The organism is Amycolatopsis antarctica, assembly GCF_002262875.1.
GTDB classification, from domain to species: domain Bacteria; phylum Actinomycetota; class Actinomycetes; order Mycobacteriales; family Pseudonocardiaceae; genus Amycolatopsis; species Amycolatopsis antarctica.
Map to the genome: position 1 here is coordinate 109,763 of NZ_NKYE01000016.1, position 15,968 is coordinate 125,730.

Annotated in this window: 17 protein-coding genes; 11 read left to right on the forward strand and 6 right to left on the reverse strand. The window is 70.0% G+C overall.

Features of this window, described 5'->3' with window-relative positions; genetic code table 11:
• Positions 1-110: 110 nt before the first annotated feature.
• Positions 111-596, forward strand: a complete 486-nt coding sequence (locus CFN78_RS22755; RefSeq protein WP_240519630.1) for a hypothetical protein — start codon at positions 111-113, stop codon at positions 594-596.
• Here the strand turns inward: CFN78_RS22755 and CFN78_RS22760 are convergent.
• Complete coding sequence (locus tag CFN78_RS22760; protein ID WP_240519631.1) at positions 580-1,047, reverse strand: MarR family winged helix-turn-helix transcriptional regulator; 468 nt, start codon at positions 1,045-1,047, stop codon at positions 580-582. The genes CFN78_RS22755 and CFN78_RS22760 overlap by 17 nt on opposite strands.
• A gap of 94 nt (positions 1,048-1,141) precedes the next feature.
• On the opposite strand from CFN78_RS22760, the gene CFN78_RS22765 reads away from it, so the two are divergent.
• On the forward strand, positions 1,142-2,113 hold the full coding sequence (locus CFN78_RS22765; protein WP_094864908.1) for a ring-cleaving dioxygenase: 972 nt from the start codon (positions 1,142-1,144) through the stop codon (positions 2,111-2,113).
• Between the two features lie 33 nt (positions 2,114-2,146).
• Positions 2,147-2,758, forward strand: a complete 612-nt coding sequence (locus CFN78_RS22770; protein WP_094864909.1) for an alpha/beta hydrolase — start codon at positions 2,147-2,149, stop codon at positions 2,756-2,758.
• Here the strand turns inward: CFN78_RS22770 and CFN78_RS28810 are convergent.
• Together CFN78_RS28810 and CFN78_RS28815 are read right to left on the reverse strand one after the other, a co-directional pair.
• A complete protein-coding gene (locus CFN78_RS28810) occupies positions 2,747-2,929 on the reverse strand; it encodes a hypothetical protein (protein ID WP_133116425.1) in 183 nt (60 codons plus the stop codon). The genes CFN78_RS22770 and CFN78_RS28810 overlap by 12 nt on opposite strands.
• A complete protein-coding gene (locus CFN78_RS28815) occupies positions 2,869-3,495 on the reverse strand; it encodes a hypothetical protein (protein WP_133116426.1) in 627 nt (208 codons plus the stop codon). The genes CFN78_RS28810 and CFN78_RS28815 overlap by 61 nt, the downstream gene beginning before the upstream one ends.
• A gap of 91 nt (positions 3,496-3,586) precedes the next feature.
• Between CFN78_RS28815 and CFN78_RS22780 the strand changes: the two genes are divergently transcribed.
• The gene (locus CFN78_RS22780; protein WP_094864911.1) at positions 3,587-4,192 is read left to right on the forward strand and encodes a cysteine hydrolase family protein; all 606 of its coding nucleotides are present in this window, start codon (positions 3,587-3,589) and stop codon (positions 4,190-4,192) included.
• Positions 4,189-5,085, forward strand: a complete 897-nt coding sequence (locus tag CFN78_RS22785; protein ID WP_094864912.1) for a GlxA family transcriptional regulator — start codon at positions 4,189-4,191, stop codon at positions 5,083-5,085. Before CFN78_RS22780 ends, CFN78_RS22785 begins: the two co-directional genes overlap by 4 nt.
• A 9-nt stretch (positions 5,086-5,094) precedes the next feature.
• Here CFN78_RS22785 and CFN78_RS22790 read toward each other — a convergent pair whose 3' ends face one another.
• Positions 5,095-6,252: an amidohydrolase family protein gene (locus CFN78_RS22790; RefSeq protein ID WP_165777674.1), complete on the reverse strand. Its 1,158-nt coding sequence runs from the start codon at positions 6,250-6,252 to the stop codon at positions 5,095-5,097.
• Positions 6,249-7,094, reverse strand: a complete 846-nt coding sequence (locus CFN78_RS22795) for a maleylpyruvate isomerase family mycothiol-dependent enzyme (protein WP_094864914.1) — start codon at positions 7,092-7,094, stop codon at positions 6,249-6,251. The genes CFN78_RS22790 and CFN78_RS22795 overlap by 4 nt, the downstream gene beginning before the upstream one ends.
• Positions 7,095-7,273: 179 nt before the next feature.
• On the opposite strand from CFN78_RS22795, the gene CFN78_RS22800 reads away from it, so the two are divergent.
• The 6 genes from CFN78_RS22800 to CFN78_RS22825 all read left to right on the forward strand — a co-directional run bounded on the left by CFN78_RS22800 (position 7,274) and on the right by CFN78_RS22825 (position 14,928).
• Entirely contained in the window at positions 7,274-8,026 is a 753-nt protein-coding gene (locus tag CFN78_RS22800; RefSeq protein WP_094864973.1) for an Abi-alpha family protein, read from the forward strand.
• A 271-nt stretch (positions 8,027-8,297) separates the two neighbouring features.
• Positions 8,298-8,840: a diaminobutyrate acetyltransferase gene (gene ectA / locus CFN78_RS22805; RefSeq protein ID WP_094864915.1), complete on the forward strand. Its 543-nt coding sequence runs from the start codon at positions 8,298-8,300 to the stop codon at positions 8,838-8,840.
• A gap of 112 nt (positions 8,841-8,952) precedes the next feature.
• Complete coding sequence (ectB, locus tag CFN78_RS22810; RefSeq protein ID WP_094864916.1) at positions 8,953-10,206, forward strand: diaminobutyrate--2-oxoglutarate transaminase; 1,254 nt, start codon at positions 8,953-8,955, stop codon at positions 10,204-10,206.
• A gap of 84 nt (positions 10,207-10,290) precedes the next feature.
• Positions 10,291-10,683: an ectoine synthase gene (locus CFN78_RS22815; protein ID WP_094864917.1), complete on the forward strand. Its 393-nt coding sequence runs from the start codon at positions 10,291-10,293 to the stop codon at positions 10,681-10,683.
• 159 nt (positions 10,684-10,842) lie between these two features.
• Entirely contained in the window at positions 10,843-11,745 is a 903-nt protein-coding gene (gene thpD, locus CFN78_RS22820) for an ectoine hydroxylase (RefSeq protein ID WP_094864918.1), read from the forward strand.
• Between the two features lie 444 nt (positions 11,746-12,189).
• A complete protein-coding gene (locus CFN78_RS22825) occupies positions 12,190-14,928 on the forward strand; it encodes an AfsR/SARP family transcriptional regulator (RefSeq protein WP_240519632.1) in 2,739 nt (912 codons plus the stop codon).
• Positions 14,929-15,183: 255 nt separating this feature from the next.
• Here the strand turns inward: CFN78_RS22825 and CFN78_RS22830 are convergent, their stop codons facing one another.
• Positions 15,184-15,948, reverse strand: coding sequence for a polysaccharide lyase family 7 protein (locus CFN78_RS22830; protein WP_094864920.1), 765 nt, complete (start codon positions 15,946-15,948; stop codon positions 15,184-15,186).
• Positions 15,949-15,968 lie beyond the last annotated feature (20 nt).

Here is a 15,968-nt window from a genome sequence, read left to right on the forward strand (position 1 = left end):
TGCCGGTCGGACTGACCGGAGACGGCCCACGTGTCGTTCCTTGCCCTCGCGGAAGCGGCAGCCTATTCTCTGACTAGAGCGATCTATCTAGCGAGTCCAGGGGTGACTGCATGACCGCGAAAATCGACGAAGCGCAGGCCACGCTCCCGGCACGAGGGGCCGCGCATCGGCGTGGGCTGGTGATGCTCCGGGTCGTGCTCGGATTCAGCCTGCTGACGACGACACTGCACTACGCGCACAACGTGGCCGCCGTCGACCAGTACCCGCAGATGGAGGGGCTGAGCCTGGGGCTGACGCAGGTGCTGGTGGCGATCGGCTGGATCCTGTCGACGACCGCGGGGATCGCGGGTTACCGCGCGTACGTCCGTGCTCGGTACTGGCCGGCTCGCGGCCTGCTGATGGCCCACTCGCTGGCCGGTCTCGCCTCCCTCGGGCACTTCCTGGTCGGCGTGCCGCAGATTCCGGCGTTCTGGTTCGCGACGATCTACACCGACACGCTCGCGGCCGTCGCCATGTGGGTGTTCGTGGTGTGGTCGGCGGTGATGCTGGGCGATGGATCGCGAGCCGGAGGCGCCGGGATCAGCCCCGCTCGTTGACGCCGCGCAGCGTTCGCATCGATTCGGCGAGCGCCCCGGAAGCATTGGGCCCCAACGGTTCCAGCACCGTGCGCCGGAGGATTTCCGCACATGCGGCGCGCGCCTTGGAGGCGATGTCGTGCCCGTGGTCGGTCAGTACCGCGAAGGTGACCCGGCGATCGTCCGGACTGGGCACACGGCAGATCAGGTTCGCGGCGACCATCCGGTCCGCGACCTTGGTGAAACCGCCGCTGGACAGTGCCGCCTCGCCGGCCAGTCGCGTCATCGGCATCCGGTGGCCGGGGGAGCGGATCAGCCGGATCAGGATGTCGAACGACGCGGGCGCCAGTCCGAAACGTTCGGCGATCTCGCCCATCAACCGGTCCTGGGTCGCCAGGTAGCCCTCGATCACCAGGCCCCACCAGGTGACGATCTCGTCGTCGTCGGTCTGCGGGTCGGGTCCGTCCGTCACGCCGCGAGCATAGCGCATACCTCTCGCTGGAATAAATCTTGCGAGCAAGAGGTTATCGGGTTAGCTTTGATCCAGGCGCGACGAAGGAGACCTGATGTCGATCAAGACCAGCGGCCTGCACCACGTCACCGCGATCGGTGGCGACCCGCAGCGCAACGCCGACTTCTACCTGCGCACCCTCGGGCTCCGGCTCGTCAAGACGACGGTGAACTTCGACGATCCGGGCACCTATCACCTCTACTACGGCGATCAGTCCGGCCGGCCGGGCACACTGATGACGTTCTTCCCGTGGAAGGACGCGCCCAGCGGACGTCTCGGCACCGGGCAGGCGACGACCACCTCGTTCTCCGTCCCGGAATCCTCGATCGGCTGGTGGAAGCAGCACCTCGGGCAGGCGGGCGTCGAGGCGAGCCAGGTGACCAACCGCGACGACGAGGACGTGCTCACCTTCCGCGACCCGGACGGCCTGCAGCTCGCGCTGGTCGCGCATCCGCAGGGTGACCCGCGGGACCCGTGGGACACGGCGCTGGTCCCCGCCGAGCACGCCGTGCGTGGGCTGCACTCGGTGACCCTGTCGGTGTCCCGCGAGGACGCGACCGCGGGCATGCTCGGCGACCTCGGACTCGACTTCGCCGCCCAGGACGGCAACCGGTTCCGGTTCACCGCGGGCGACGGCGGCCCGGGGGCGCTGGTCGACGTCCTCGTCACGCCGGACGCGCCACAGGGCCTGGTCGCCAGGGGCACCGTGCACCACGTCGCGTGGCGGGCGCCGGACGAGCCCACCCAGGCGAGCTGGCGTGCGGAACTGGTGGACCGCGGCGTCAACGTCACCTCGATCCTGGACCGGCAGTACTTCCGTTCGATCTACTTCCGCGAGCCGGGCGGCACGCTGCTGGAGGTGGCGACCGACGAACCGGGATTCGCGATCGACGAACCGCTGCTCGAGCTGGGTCGCGCGCTGAAGCTGCCGCCGTGGCTGGAGCCGGACCGCGAGCAGATCCAGGCCGTACTGCCGAGGCTGGACCTGCCGAGCGAGAACGACATGGCCGGAACGGACCGCGCGTGAACCCGGCAACGGGCCCGCGAGAGGGAGCACGGCATGAGTGAGCTCGGGCTGGTCCACCGCTTCGACGAGGGCGACGCCGACGCGCCGGTGCTGCTGTTGCTGCACGGTACCGGCGGCTCGCCCGGTGACCTGCTGGGACTGGGCCGGGAGCTGGCGCCGGGTGCGGCACTGCTGGCCCCGGCGGGCCCGGTGTCGGAACAGGGCATGGCGCGCTGGTTCCGGCGTCTGCGCGAGGGCGTGTTCGACACCGAGGACGTGATCGCGCGGGCCGATCAGCTCGCGGAGTTCGTGCTGGCCGCACGTGAACGGTACGGGCTCGCGGATCGGCGGCTGGTGGCTGCCGGATTCTCGAACGGGGCCAACATCGCGGCGGCGCTGACCCTGCTCCGGCCGGACGTGCTGACCGAGGCGGCCCTGTTCGCGGCGATGCTGCCGGTGCCGGAACCACCCGTGCACGATCTGAACGGCAGCAGGGTGTTCATGTCGAACGGGCAGCAGGATCCGATGGCGCCGGTGGACTCGGCGGACCTGCTGGCCGAGAACCTGCGCTCGCGTTCGGCGGAGGTGACCACGCACCGGCATCCGGGCGGGCACCAGGTGACGGTGGACGCGGTGCGCCAGGCGCGGACCTGGCTACTCGGCTGACCGGCCGGTGCGCCCGGCCAGCCTGCCTGCGGCCACCTCCGCCACCCCGTCCACGTCCAGTTCCGCGGTGAGCGGCCTGAGCAGGACGGCGAGCGCGCGGGCGGCGCCGGTCAACGCCGCGGGATCGGCCGAGGCGGGAAGGGTGTCCTCCAGTCCGCTCGGTGCGGGCATTCCGGCGTTCTCCACGCTGACCGCGGGGTAGGCGAGACCGTGCCGGGCGGCGTGCAGGCGCCAGAGCTGTTCGCGGGCCTCGTGGAGCTGTGCGTGTGCCCGCCATGGCGATCCACGCGTCGCGTGTTTGGCGACATCGCCGAGGCGAACCAGGCGAGGAACGCCCACTCCCGGCGCTGGTCGCCGGTGGCCGAGGCCGAGGCCGGGTACCACGGCGTCGCCAGCCTGCCCGCGCGATCGAGCAGGGCGCGGGCTTCGGGCGGCAGTCCGGTGCGAGCCTCGGCGGGCAGGACGACGAGGTGGTCGGCGGGCGACTCGGTGCTTCCCAGGTGCTGGACGAGGGTGTCCGCGACCGGGGCGAAACCGACGGCGGCGGTGAGTGCGGCGGCACGGGCCGAGGCGTAAGGCTCGCCGGTGGTGACGCCGATCCCGGCGTCCACATCGGACAGTTCGTCACCGGCCCCGCGGCCGAGTGAACCGCCGAGTTCGAGCCATTCGCACCACGACTGGCCGTGCGCCCACTCAGTCAGCGCCTCTACCAGCTCCCACGGGGTCCCCTCAGCCATCCGCCGACCGTAGCGGTTCGTGACCGGATCGGTCCGCAGTCTGCCCGGAAGGTGTCTTATGCGGACCCGTCCTCTCCGGCACACTCGGGGTATGAACAGAGCTCTCATCGTTCTCGACGTCCAGGAATCGTTCCGGCAACGCGACGACTGGCAGGACGTGTCGGCGCCCGACATCGCCGACCGGGTGGCCCGGTTGGTGCGGCTCGCCCGTGCCGCCGGGGACCGGGTGTTCTGGGTGCTGCACACCGAACCCGGTAGCGGAACCGTGTTCGATCCGGCGTCGGGACACGTCCGGCTGCTGCCCGGCCTCGACCCGGCCACCGACGAGCCGGTGCTTCGCAAGACCGCGCACAACGCTTTCACCACAACGAATATCGCCCAGACGTTGACCGCGGAAGGGGTCGGCGAACTGCTGGTGTGCGGGATCCGGACGGAGCAGTGCTGCGAGACGACGGCGCGGCTGGCCGCGGACCTCGGCTACCGCGTCACCTTCGTGATCGACGCGACCGCCACCACGCCGAGAGAGCACCGCGACGCGCCGGCGGGACGGAGGCGGGCGGAGATCCTGGCCGACCCGCGCACACTGCGGGTGGAGCACATCATCGAACGCACCGAGTACGCGCTGGACGGCAGGTTCGCCACCATCCGCACGATCGCGGAGCTGGAGAACCTCGCACCGGCGCTGACCGGATCGTGAGCAGGGTCGTCTTCCTGCTGGTGCCGAGACTGCACCTGCTCGACCTCGCGGGTCCCGCGCAGGTCTTCTCCACGGCGGCCGATCTCGGCCACGACTACCGGCTGAGCTATGTCGCGGAGGAAGCGGAAGTGCCTACCGCGCAGGGACTTCCACTGCGCGCCCAGACCCGCTGGCCGGAGTTGGGACCGGAGGACCTGGTGGTGGTGCCCGGATGGCGCTCCACCGTCCGGGTCCGGGTGGGTGCGGGGAGCCTGGCGCGACTGCGCGCCCATCACGCTCTCGGCGGCACGGTCGCCAGCGTCTGCGCGGGGGCGGACGCGCTGGGGCAGGCCGGTCTGCTCGACGGCAGGCGCTGCACCACCCACCACGTGCTCCAGGACGAACTGGCCCGTCGCTATCCGGCGGCGACCGTCGTACGCGACGTGCTGTACGTGATCGACGGCCGGATCGTCACCGCGGCCGGGATCGCCAGCGGAATCGATCTCGCCCTGCATCTGGTGGCCGGGCGGGAGGGGCCGGGAGTGGCGGCTCGCATCGCCCGCTCGATGGTCGTCTACGCGCGCCGTAACGGCGACGACCAGCAGTCCAGCGCCATGTTGCGGCACCGTTCGCATCTGCGGGACGAGGTGCACCGCGTCCAGGACCTGATCGACGCGCGGTTCACCGGTCGGCTGCCGCTGCCGGAACTCGCGCGTGCGACGGGGTGCAGCGAGCGCACACTGACCCGCTCGTTCGTGGACGCGACCGGGACAACCCCGCTGCGATACCAGCAGACCTTGCGGCTCGAACGGGCCGAGCATCTGATCGGTGCCGGCGCGACCGTCGAATCCGCGGCGCGTTCGGTCGGGTTCGCCGACGCCCGGATGCTCCGCCGCCTGCGCGAACGCTGCTGACCCCTGCCGCTACGGCGAGTCGCACCGGAGACGCTGCCGGCACACGGGACGTCCGTTGTGCCAGACGGTGTGCACGCGATCGGCGAGGTCGTGCACGTCCGGTCGCCCATCGTGCAACAGCAGCAGGTCCGCGCGCAGGCCCGCAACGACGCGGCCACGGTCGTGTTCGAGGCGCAGCAGCCGTGCGCCTTCGACGGTCGCGGCCCGGAGCGCGCCGAGGTCACCGAGCCCGGCGTCTGCCAGCAGGCGAAGCTCGGTGAGCAGGTCGACGTGCGGACGGACGGCGAGGTCCGATCCGGCGGCGACCGGGATCCCGGCCGCTACGGCGAGCCGCACCGACCGCTCGTGTACGGCGACGACCTCGGCGTCGGAGTTGCCGCGGATCGGCGCGAGCGTCGGGACGAACCAGCAGCCGTGTTCCCGCATCGCGGCGATGGATTCCTCGTCGAGGAACACCCCGTGTTCGACGCTGCGCACCCCGGCGCGGGCCGCCGCGGTCACCGACCGGGCCCCGTGTGCGTGGGCGAGGACGTCTCGGCCGCACCGGCGCGCTTCGTCCACGATGGCGTGCAGTTCGGCCTCGGTCGCGGTCACTTCCCGGCCCAGCATCACGTCCCGCATCCCGCCCCCGGCGCCGACCTTGATCCAGTCGGCCCCCGCGCGCACCATCCGGCGGACGGCGGCACGGGCGGCATCGGCACCGTCGAAGATCGGATCGGGCAGGGAGGGGTCACCGATCCGGTCGGCTCGCCCGGTGTCCGGGGACCAGGCGTCGCCGAGCCCGCCGGTGGGGGAGAGTTGCCGCAGGCTGATCAGCAGGTCCGGTCCGGTGATCCAGCCCTCTCGCAGAGCGTGGGTGAGCCCGGCGTCGGCTCCCCAGGCGTCGCGGACCGTGGTGACGCCGCGTTCCAGCAGGCTCCGCAGAACCGGCACGGATTCCAGGATCCGGGCACTGCGCGGAAGTTCGCCGCCACGCGGGAAGGCAACGTGCGCGTGGCAGTCGATCAGCCCGGGAACGAGCAGTCCGTCCGCGCAGTCGACGGCTTCGTCGCCGGCGAGTCCGTTGCCGACCGCGAGGATGCGGTCCCCGTCCAGCAGGACATCGGCACGAGTGATGTCGCCCGTATCCGGGTCGAGCACCAGGCCCCCGGTGAGCAGCGTCGTCACGCGGTCCCGCTCACGATGATCGAGACCATGCCGAGCATCGCCGTGCACAAATCCGGATCACCCTCGACGTCCACCTTGTCCCGCAACGAATCCACGGTCGCGTTCCGGGTCGCCAGCCGCCAGAACGTGTCCGGGTCGGTACACACGACGGCGGCCAGGCCGACGGCGTCACCGTGCTCGGCGAAGCGCCAGCCCGCGTCCTCACGGACGACCGTCCACTCGCGATCCAGCCCGGTGATCCGGTAACCCGCCATCGTGCCCTCCGGTGCGCCGATCCCTTCCAGCGCAACGGGAAGGGCGCGCATGAACGTGTCGACGACCGGATCGCGCAGGGACGGCTCGTCGAGCGGACGCGCCCCGGTGGCAGCCCGGATCTGCTGCTGGTGCACCCAGTACTCGGTGTACTCGCGGGCGGCGTCCAGCCAGCGCGGGGCCGGTTCCCGGCCGGCCCAGGTCACCGGTTCGCCCTCGGCGTGGGGCCGCACGCTCCGCCAGTAGTCGCCGACCTCCCGCGAGGTGTCCGCCAGCAGGGTGGCCAGGACGCGAGGGGAGACCCTGCGGACGGCGCCCACCCACTCCGCGTTGATGCGGTCGATGAACGCGGGCAGCGTCTCACCGGCGGCCGGCGAGTCCGGCCGGTGGCCGTCGCGGTGCCGGGAGAGCGTGCTGAGCTGCACGCCGAGCAGGTGCGTGACGAGGTCGTGCACGGTCCAGCCGGTGCATGCGGTCGGCGCGGACCACTGCGCCGCCGTCAGCGATCCGAGCAGGTCCAACAGGGCCCGCTGCTCGGCCTCCCTGGCCTCGTGGACCTCGATCGGCGTTCCCCATCGCGAGGTGATCATGGTTCGATTACAACACCGGCGGACGGACGCGCGCGTGCCGTTTTCCGTCCACCCCGGCGTCCGGCGGGCGAGCCGAGCGGACTACCGGCCGGTAGCATCGGCTGGGCCGTGTGAGGGAGGACGACGTGACCACCGACGACAGACTGCTCGAATCGGGTGCCCGGACCTCGGGTGAGGGCATGGTGACCCAGGCCGGACGACTGGCGGGGTGGGCCGCGCGCACCGGTTTCTCCGTCGCGCGCAGGCTTCCCGGTGTGGGCGTCGCCGAACGTGGAGCACGGGAGCTCGAACGCCGCGCTCTCGTCGAGTTGCGCAAGCGGCTGGAGAACGTCAACGACTCACGGATCGTCACCATGGGCAGGCCCGCCGTGTCCGCGAACACCGCCGCCGCGCCGTTCTCCGCCCGGCAGGCCGTCGCCGTCGTGCCCACGGCGGACGGCGAGGTGGAGCCGCTGCGCGGCGCGATGGCCGAGCTGCTCAACCGGTCGATCGGTTTCGGCCGGGAACGCTCCCGGGAGTACCTGTACGCCGTGATCCTGCGGCAGCTCACTCCGGACGAGGCACGCATCCTGGCCACCCTGGCGGAGGGCTCGCCGTTTCCCGTTGTCGACATCGTCGAGCGCGGCGGCATCGGCGGGACCGGCAGGGTGCTGCTCGCCAACGCCTCGACGGTCGGCAAGTCGGCGGGTGTGTCGCTGCTCGACCACGTCGCCGACTACGTGAGCAGACTGGCGGAGTTCGGCTTGGTGGACATCGGTCCCGAGGTCTCGGCGCTCGATACCCAGTACGAGATCCTGATGACCGACGACGAGGTGGCGGCGGCCGAGAAGACCGCGAAGCGGCCGAAGGCGATCCGGCGCAGCGTGCGGATTTCCAGGCTGGGCGCCGAGTTCTGGCGGGCCTGCGATCCCACGGGCGGTCTCTCGCGCTGAGCGCGCTGGTCGCGCATGGGCGCGAGATTCGCCCGTGTTCGTACTCGCGTTTCGAGTGGGTGCGGGTTAGCGTGTGGGCGCGAAGCGTGGCATGACGCGGACGGGAGCGATCGGCCCCGCTGCAAACGCTGTGCGTCTAGCATATTCCGCCGCGCTCCCGGTACAATGCTGTCGCTATTGTCACACGTGATTCGGTGTCTTCGCAGGTAGTTCGATTTCGTGCTGTCACATGGTCTGACCTGCGCAAAACGTTCTGTTAGGTTGCATTGATATGTCCGGAAAGCACTCGGAGCGTGCCAACGGCCACAGTCAAGCAGCCGGCGATGTGGTGATCGATTCCCCGACGAAGGCTGATGGTTCAGCCCTTTGGCGGATCGCGCGGGATTCACAGAAGTTGGATCTCAACTCGTCGTACGCTTATTTGATGTGGTGCCACGATTTCTCCGACACCTCAGTCGTAGCCAGGGCCGACGGCGAACCCGTCGGATTCATCATCGGGTACCGGCGTCCGAGCGCCCCCGAATCGGCTGTCGTCTGGCAGGTGGCGGTGGACTCCTCGCAGCGGGGGCGCGGGCTCGCCGGCTCGTTGCTGGACGCCATGTTCAGCCGCCTGGTCACGGAGGGCGTGCGTTATCTGGAAACCACCATCACCCCGGACAACGAGGCGTCCATCGCGTTGTTCGCCTCCTTCGCGAAGCGCTGGAACGCCGAACTCACCCGCGAGGACCTTTTCGCGGCCGCCGACTTCCCCGACGGAGCCGGGCACGAACCGGAGAACCTGTACCGCATCGGCCCGCTGGCCGCGCCGAACTGAGCAACCGGTCGCCGACCGGAACCCGAGAGCCGAGAACAGCGGCAACCCCACCCGCCGGGCGCGGGGTCGCACAACGTCCACCACGACCCGGCACTGCAGGAGACGGAGCACAGTGAGCATCTTCGAAAAGCTCGAATCGGAAGTGCGCAGTTACAGCCGCGGCTGGCCGGTCGTTTTCGACCGGGCGCAGGGAAGCTGGATGCATACCGAGGACGGCAAGGCATATCTCGACTTCTTCGCCGGTGCCGGTGCGCTCAACTACGGGCACAACAACCCGGTGCTGAAGCAGGCACTGCTGGACTACATCGCCCGCGACGGCGTCACGCACGCGCTGGACATGTTCACGGTCGCCAAGCGCGACTTCCTGGAGACCTTCGACCAGACGATTCTGCAGCCGCGCGCGCTGGACTACAAGGTCATCTTCCCCGGGCCCGGTGGCGCCAACGCCGTCGAGGCCGCGCTGAAGCTGGCCAGGAAGGTCACCGGCCGCGAGTCGGTCATCAACTTCACCAACGCCTTCCACGGCATGACGCTCGGCGCGCTGTCGGTCACCGGTAACTCGATGAAGCGCGGCGGCGCGGGCGTCCCGCTCGTGCACGCCACGCCGATGCCCTACGACCGGTACTTCGACGGCGCGTACCCCGACTTCCTGTACTTCGAGCGTCTGCTCCAGGACTCAGGCAGCGGGCTGAACGAGCCGGCCGCCGTGATCGTCGAGACCGTGCAGGGCGAGGGCGGCATCAACGCCGCCCGGATCGACTGGCTGCGCAGCCTCGCGGACCTGTGCAAGCGGCACGACATCCTGCTGATCGTCGACGACGTGCAGATGGGCTGCGGGCGCACCGGACCGTTCTTCAGCTTCGAGGAAGCCGGGATCACTCCGGACATCGTCTGCCTGTCGAAGTCCATCAGCGGTTACGGCATCCCGATGGCGCTGACGCTGATCCGCCCGGACCTCGACGTCTGGGAACCCGGCGAGCACAACGGCACGTTCCGCGGCATCAGCCCCGGCTTCGTCACCGCGACCGAGGCACTGCGCACCTACTGGAGCGACGACGAGCTGGAGAAGTCCGTCAAGGCCAAGGGCGAGCGGATCGGTGGTGCGTTCGAGGAGATCGCGCAGCGCTACCCGGACGCGAACCTCGTCGCCAAGGGGCGCGGACTCGCCCGCGGGCTGGAATTCGCGAGCGGCGAGCTGGCGGGCAAGGTGTGCGCGGAGGCCTTCGAACGTGGTCTCCTGATGGAGACCTCCGGGCCCGACGGTGAGGTCATGAAGCTGCTGCCGGCACTGACGACGTCCGATGCCGAGTTCGCGCAGGGGCTGGAGATCATCTCCGGCTCCATCGACGCGGTGCTCACGAGCTGAGTCGAGTCCGGCCGCGGTGGCGGATTCGTGTCAGGGTGACCACCAGGGCACACGCACAAACCGAAGACATGAATGGAGAGAGCCTTGATCGTTCGTACCCTCGACGAGATCACGGACACCGACGCGGACATCAAGACCGAGAACTGGCGCAGCAAGCGGATCGTGCTGGCCAAGGAGAAGGTCGGTTTCTCGGTGCACGAGACCACGCTCTACGCCGGCACCCTGAACGACTTCTGGTACGCGAACCACATCGAAGCGGTGTTTGTCTTCGAGGGTGAGGGGGAAATCGAGGACAAGGCGACTGGTGAGGTGCACCAGTTGAAGCCCGGTTCGCTCTACCTGCTGAACAACCACGACAAGCACCAGGTGCGGCCGAAGACCGACATGAAGACCGTGTGCGTCTTCAACCCGCCGGTCACCGGACGCGAGGTGCACGACGAGAACGGCGTGTATCCGCTGGTGCGCGAAGAGGACTGACGCCGCCGAGGCGTCGACCGGCACGACCACCGTGGGTGGTGTCCCTGTACTGGGGCACCTCCCACGATGCATTCACGACCGGGGTGACGCAGACGGCACCCGAACCACCACGAGCGAACGGGGAACGAGAGAAAGCGAGATCGCGAGGAGGCGAGCACGTTGACGATCACGGACATCCGTGTCGAGGACAGCTACCCGACCAGGATCCCCGATGACGCACGGTCCATCCCGAGGCAGGACCCGACGGTGTGGGGACGCGAGGACGACGGCCCGATGGACGCGGCCACCCTCGCCGCACACGACGAACGTGGATTCTCGACGGTGGAGGGGCTGCTGTCCCCCGCCGAGGTCCAGCACTACTGGCAGGAACTCGTCCGGCTGTCCTCCGATGAGGAGTTGAAGGCCGACGAGCGAGTGATCACCGAGAAGAAGCACGGTGAGGTCCGCTCCATCTTCGAGGTGCACACGATCAGCGAGTTGATCGGTGTGCTGACCACCGACCCGCGGATCCTGGACCGGGCGCGGCAGATTCTCGGCTCGGACGTCTACATCCACCAGAGCCGGGTCAACTACATGCCCGGCTTCACCGGCTCCGGCTTCTACTGGCATTCCGATTTCGAGACCTGGCACGCCGAGGACGGCATGCCGAGGCCGCGTGCGGTGAGCTGCTCCATCGCGCTCAGCGACAACTACCCGTTCAACGGCGGGCTGATGGTGATGCCCGGCTCGCAGCGGACGTTCGTGCAGTGCGTCGGCGAGACACCGGACAACCACTACCGGGCTTCGCTCAAGGAGCAGCGGTTCGGCGTGCCGTCCGAGGACGACGTCTCGTCACTGGCCGCGGAGTGCGGGATCGACCAGTTCACCGGTTCGGCGGGCTCGGCGCTGTTCTTCGACTCGAACGTCATGCACGGATCGGGCAACAACATCACGCCGTACCCGAGGTCGAACATCTTCCTGGTGTTCAACAGCGTCGAGAACACTCTCGAGGAACCGTTCGCGGCCGGACGGCCACGCCCCGGGTTCATCGGAAGCCGTGAGTTCGCGCCGCTATCACGCTGACGGCGGTTTCTGTCACCCGGGTGGGTCGGCTGTAATGAATCACTCGCGCCCTGTTAGGTTATCGCCGTCACGTCGGCGTCCCCAGGACACTGGCAGGGTGCGGACGGGACAGTCGTTGCCGGCAGCAGCACGGGTTCCTCGCTCGGGGTGAGCCCCGCGCCGCTGTCGGCAACGGCATTGACGGACCGCTTCGGCGGTGCGTCGCCCGGAACACCGAGTAGGGCCCCGCGCCATCAGATCGGGACTGATGGCACGGGGCCCTACTCGTCTTCGTGCCCGCCGTGTTCGCCCGTGGCGTCGGCTTCGCTGTGCCTGCCGTCATCGTCGCAGGCAGGGCCCACACGGTAGGTTCGAGCAAGCGGTTTGTGGGGATGATCCCGGGAGACGGACGTGAGCACTCGCGCGGTCGGAGCGCCTGCGGTGCGTGTGCTTCTTCTCGGTCGAGTGCAATTGCTGATGCACGAGCACGAGGTGGCGATCGGTGGCCCCGGCGTCCGCGGACTGCTCGCCCTGCTGGCGATGCGCGCCAATTCCGTGGTGACCGTCGACGACATCATCGACGCGCTCTGGGGTGACGATCCGCCCGCCACGGCCCGCACGATCGTCCAGGGGAACGTCTCCCACCTGCGGCGCGTCCTCCGCGCGGTACCGCAGGACGAGGTCGCCATCCACACCGCCGCGCCCGGCTACGAACTCGTCATCCCGCCCCGCTGGGTGGACGCCGTCGAGGCCCGGCTGCTGCTCGAACAGGCCGCGTCCGCGGCCCTCGACCGGCGGGCTGCGCTGCTGGCCCAGGCGTTCGCGCTCTGGCGCGGGCCCGAACTCGCCGGCGTTCCGGCCACCGTCACCGCACCGGAACTGGAGGAACTGCGGCTGGCCGTGCACGGGGCGAGAGTGGACGCCGACCTCGAACTCGGCAGGCACGCCGCGCTGATCGCCGAGCTGGCCCCGATCGTCCGGGAGAACCCGCTCTCCGAGCGCACGGTCGGCCAGCTCATGACCGCGCTCTGCAGGGCGGGGCGCCGCGCGGACGCGCTGGAGATCTACCGCCGGGTGTCCCGGCACTCCGCCGACGTCCTGGGTATCGGCCCCGGACCGGAACTGCAGTCGCTGCACGAACGGGTGCTGCGCGACGACCCTTCGGTCACCGGCAGCCCCGAGGCTCCCGACCTCGTCCGTCTCCGCCCCGCGCAGCTCCCGCCGAGCGTGCCGAACCTGGCCGGGCGGCAGGCGGATCTGGCGTGGCTGAGCGATCTGCGCGAGGTCGCCGAGCGGGGCGCGAACGCGGTCGGCGTGGTCACCGGGCCCGCCGGGGTCGGCAAGAGCACCCTGGTCGTGTCCTGGGCGCACGGCGCCGCCTCCGGTTTCGGCGACGGGGTGCTTTTCGCCTGGCTGCGCGGTTTCGACCCCGGCCAGCCCGCGCTGGCGGCCGGCGAGGTGCTGGCGCAGTTCCTGCTCGGCCTGCGGGTGCACGCCTCCGAGATGCCGGAGGGTTTCGACGACAGGCTGGCTCTGTACCGCTCGCTGCTGGCCGACCGCCGGGTGCTGGTGCTGCTCGACGACGCCGTGTCCGCCGAGCAGGTGCGCCCACTGCTGCCGCCGGGCAACGGTTCGATGGCCCTGGTGACCAGCCGTTACCGGCTGGAGGGGCTGGCGGTGTCCAACGCGGCGCGCCTGCTCCCGCTGGACACGTTGCCGCCCGGTGACGCCGTCCGGCTGGTCGAGGAACTGGCCGGCACGGGCGAAGCGGGACGCAACGAGCGGGTGGCGCGGCTGTGCGGCTACCTGCCACTCGCGTTGCGCATCGCCGCTGCCCGGCTGGCCGCCAGTCCACAGTGGATGGTCGACGACGTGGTGGACGAGCTCGCCGACGAACGCACCCGCCTGGCGGCGCTGGATGTCGGCGGCGGGGACGTGAGCGTCCGGGCGGCACTGGACGTCTCGTTCCGCGGCCTGCGACCGGAACAGGCGGACACCTTCGCCCGGCTCGGAGTGCTCACCGGTACCTCGGTCCGGCCGCATCTGGTGGCCGCGATCAGCGGCACCACGGTCCCGGTGGCCAGGGAACGGCTCCGGGAACTGGCCACGCAGCATCTGCTGACCGAGTCCACCCGGAACACCTTCGAGCCGCACGACCTGGTCCGTCTCTACCTTCGTGAGCTTGCGGGCAGGCTGCCCGAGGCCGAGCGCACCGAGATCATGCACCGAGCGGTGAACTACTTCCTGGCGGCGAGCGACACCGCCCGGCGGGTGATCGGCCCGGTGTCCGACGATCTCGACTTCCGGGACCTGGTCGACGCCGAGGTCCTGCCCGTGCTGGAGGAGCAGGACCGCGCCCTCGCCTGGTTCTCCAGCGAGTGGCAGAACCTGCGGGCCCTGCTGGACAACGCGTTCGACACGGGCATGGACATCCCGGTGTGGCAGCTCGTCCGGCTCGCGCACTCGTACCGGCGGGTGCGGCCGTCCTGGGACGAGTGGCTCGCGGTCACCGAAACCGGCCTTTTCGCCGCGGAACGCGGCGGCGACCGGCTGGCCCTGTTCTGGATGCTCATCTCCCGCTGCGGGGTGCGGATCGCGTTCGGCGTCACGGACGGGGCCGTCGCCGACGCCCGCCGGGCCTATGACCTGGTGTCCGAGGCGGACGGCGAGCTGGTGCTGCGGACCAGGGAGAACCAGCTCGGTTGCGCGCTGGCGCGGGAGGGACGGGTCGAGGAGGCGAGCACGCACCTGCGGGTGGCGCTGGAACTGGCCGACCGGCTCGGTGACGACGGTCTGCGCTCGCAGGTACTGGGCAACTGCGCGTGGACGGAGAACAAGGCGGGCAGGTACGCCGAGGCGATCGAGTACCAGCGGGCGGCGCTGGAGATCGACCGGGGGCGCGGCGACCGGGGCAACGTGGTCAGCGCGCTGGGCAGCCTCGCCGACATCTGCTTCAACTCCGGCGACCTCGACGCGGCCGAGGAATGGGCACGGGAAGCGATCGCCCTGTGCGACGGCCGGGACATCACCATGGAGGAGGCCGACGTCCGGCTCTGCCTCGGACGTATCCTGCGGGCCAAAGGCGACCACGAGGCCGCGCGAACCGAGCTCACCGCCTCCCTGCGGCTGCACGAGAAAGTGCGGTCCGCCCGTCGCGGCGAGATCCTCGCCGAGCTCACCGCGCTGGACGGTGCGGACGCTTAGCGGATTCTTAGTGGCCGCCCGCGGTCCGCGCGTACTCTCTGCCATGGATGCGGGTCTCGGCCGGGCCTGGGGAGGGATCGGCCGGACTCGCGTCAATGCCGCGGGGGGTGGCAGTTCTCGACGACTCCTCAGGCACCGGCGGCCCCTGGGGGACCGCCCGCGCAGTCGGCCGGCGTCGGTGGGGGTAACGCCGGCCGACTGCGCTGTAAAAACTGTTCCCGGCGGATTCTCCTCGTACTGCGAGGAATCCCGGTGCTACTCGTGTGTCACCGATACGCTGGAGATCTGGACCTCACCGTAGTTGCCGTCCTCGCACGGGTCGGACCTCTCGCAGTTCGCCTGCGTGTACGCGCCCGCCTTGAAGTACGCCGTCGAGGAGTCCACCTCGATCGTCGTCTGCAGCTCGCCGTTGAAGTAGGCCTTGATCTTTCCGTCGCCCGCCACGAACTTCGCCTCGAACGGGGTACCCAGCTCGTAGTCGTCGATGACGAGTTTGTGGTGCGCTTCGTCGCCGTCGGTCACGTAGAGCTTGCTGCCCTCCAAACGGAACACGGTGAGGTCGTCGTCGCCACCGTGGATCTGGCCGGCCACCACGTGCGGCTTATCCGCGGGCAGATGCGTGATGGCCTCGTTGATCACCATCGTGTGCGTGCCCTCGGAGGTCGACCACTCGGCCTTGTCCTCGCCGTCCATCTCCCGCAGCTCGGAACGCGGATAGTCGGATCCGCTGGTCGTCACCCCGTTGACCGCGGCGCGGAACTGGACACCGTCGCAGGCCTCGTTGCCGGTGAACCAGGGATCGACGGAGAACTCGTCGAGTTCCGGCTGCTCGACCTCGTCCGGCTTCTCGTCCTCGCCGGTCGGCAACTGCACCTTCCACTGGGACAGGTCCATTGCCTCGGACGGCGTGCATGCCGGGCGTGCGGCCTCGGTGCCGGCGACCGCGCTCGGTACGCCGAGCGTCGCCGCGACCACCGCCGCGGACAGCACAATGGAAAGCCTGGTAATCGGTGTGCGCATGGGCATCGGTACCCCCGTCG

Coding starts and splice junctions, on each gene's coding strand:
- CFN78_RS22830 (WP_094864920.1), bottom strand. CDS start 15,948: ATGCGCACACCGATTACCAGGCTTTCCATTGTGCTGTCCGCGGCGGTG.
- CFN78_RS22755 (WP_240519630.1), top strand. CDS start 111: ATGACCGCGAAAATCGACGAAGCGCAGGCCACGCTCCCGGCACGAGGG.
- CFN78_RS22765 (WP_094864908.1), top strand. CDS start 1,142: ATGTCGATCAAGACCAGCGGCCTGCACCACGTCACCGCGATCGGTGGC.
- CFN78_RS22795 (WP_094864914.1), bottom strand. CDS start 7,094: ATGATCACCTCGCGATGGGGAACGCCGATCGAGGTCCACGAGGCCAGG.
- CFN78_RS22770 (WP_094864909.1), top strand. CDS start 2,147: ATGAGTGAGCTCGGGCTGGTCCACCGCTTCGACGAGGGCGACGCCGAC.
- CFN78_RS28815 (WP_133116426.1), bottom strand. CDS start 3,495: ATGGCTGAGGGGACCCCGTGGGAGCTGGTAGAGGCGCTGACTGAGTGG.
- CFN78_RS22780 (WP_094864911.1), top strand. CDS start 3,587: ATGAACAGAGCTCTCATCGTTCTCGACGTCCAGGAATCGTTCCGGCAA.
- CFN78_RS22800 (WP_094864973.1), top strand. CDS start 7,274: ATGGTGACCCAGGCCGGACGACTGGCGGGGTGGGCCGCGCGCACCGGT.
- ectA (WP_094864915.1), top strand. CDS start 8,298: ATGTCCGGAAAGCACTCGGAGCGTGCCAACGGCCACAGTCAAGCAGCC.
- CFN78_RS28810 (WP_133116425.1), bottom strand. CDS start 2,929: ATGCCCGCACCGAGCGGACTGGAGGACACCCTTCCCGCCTCGGCCGAT.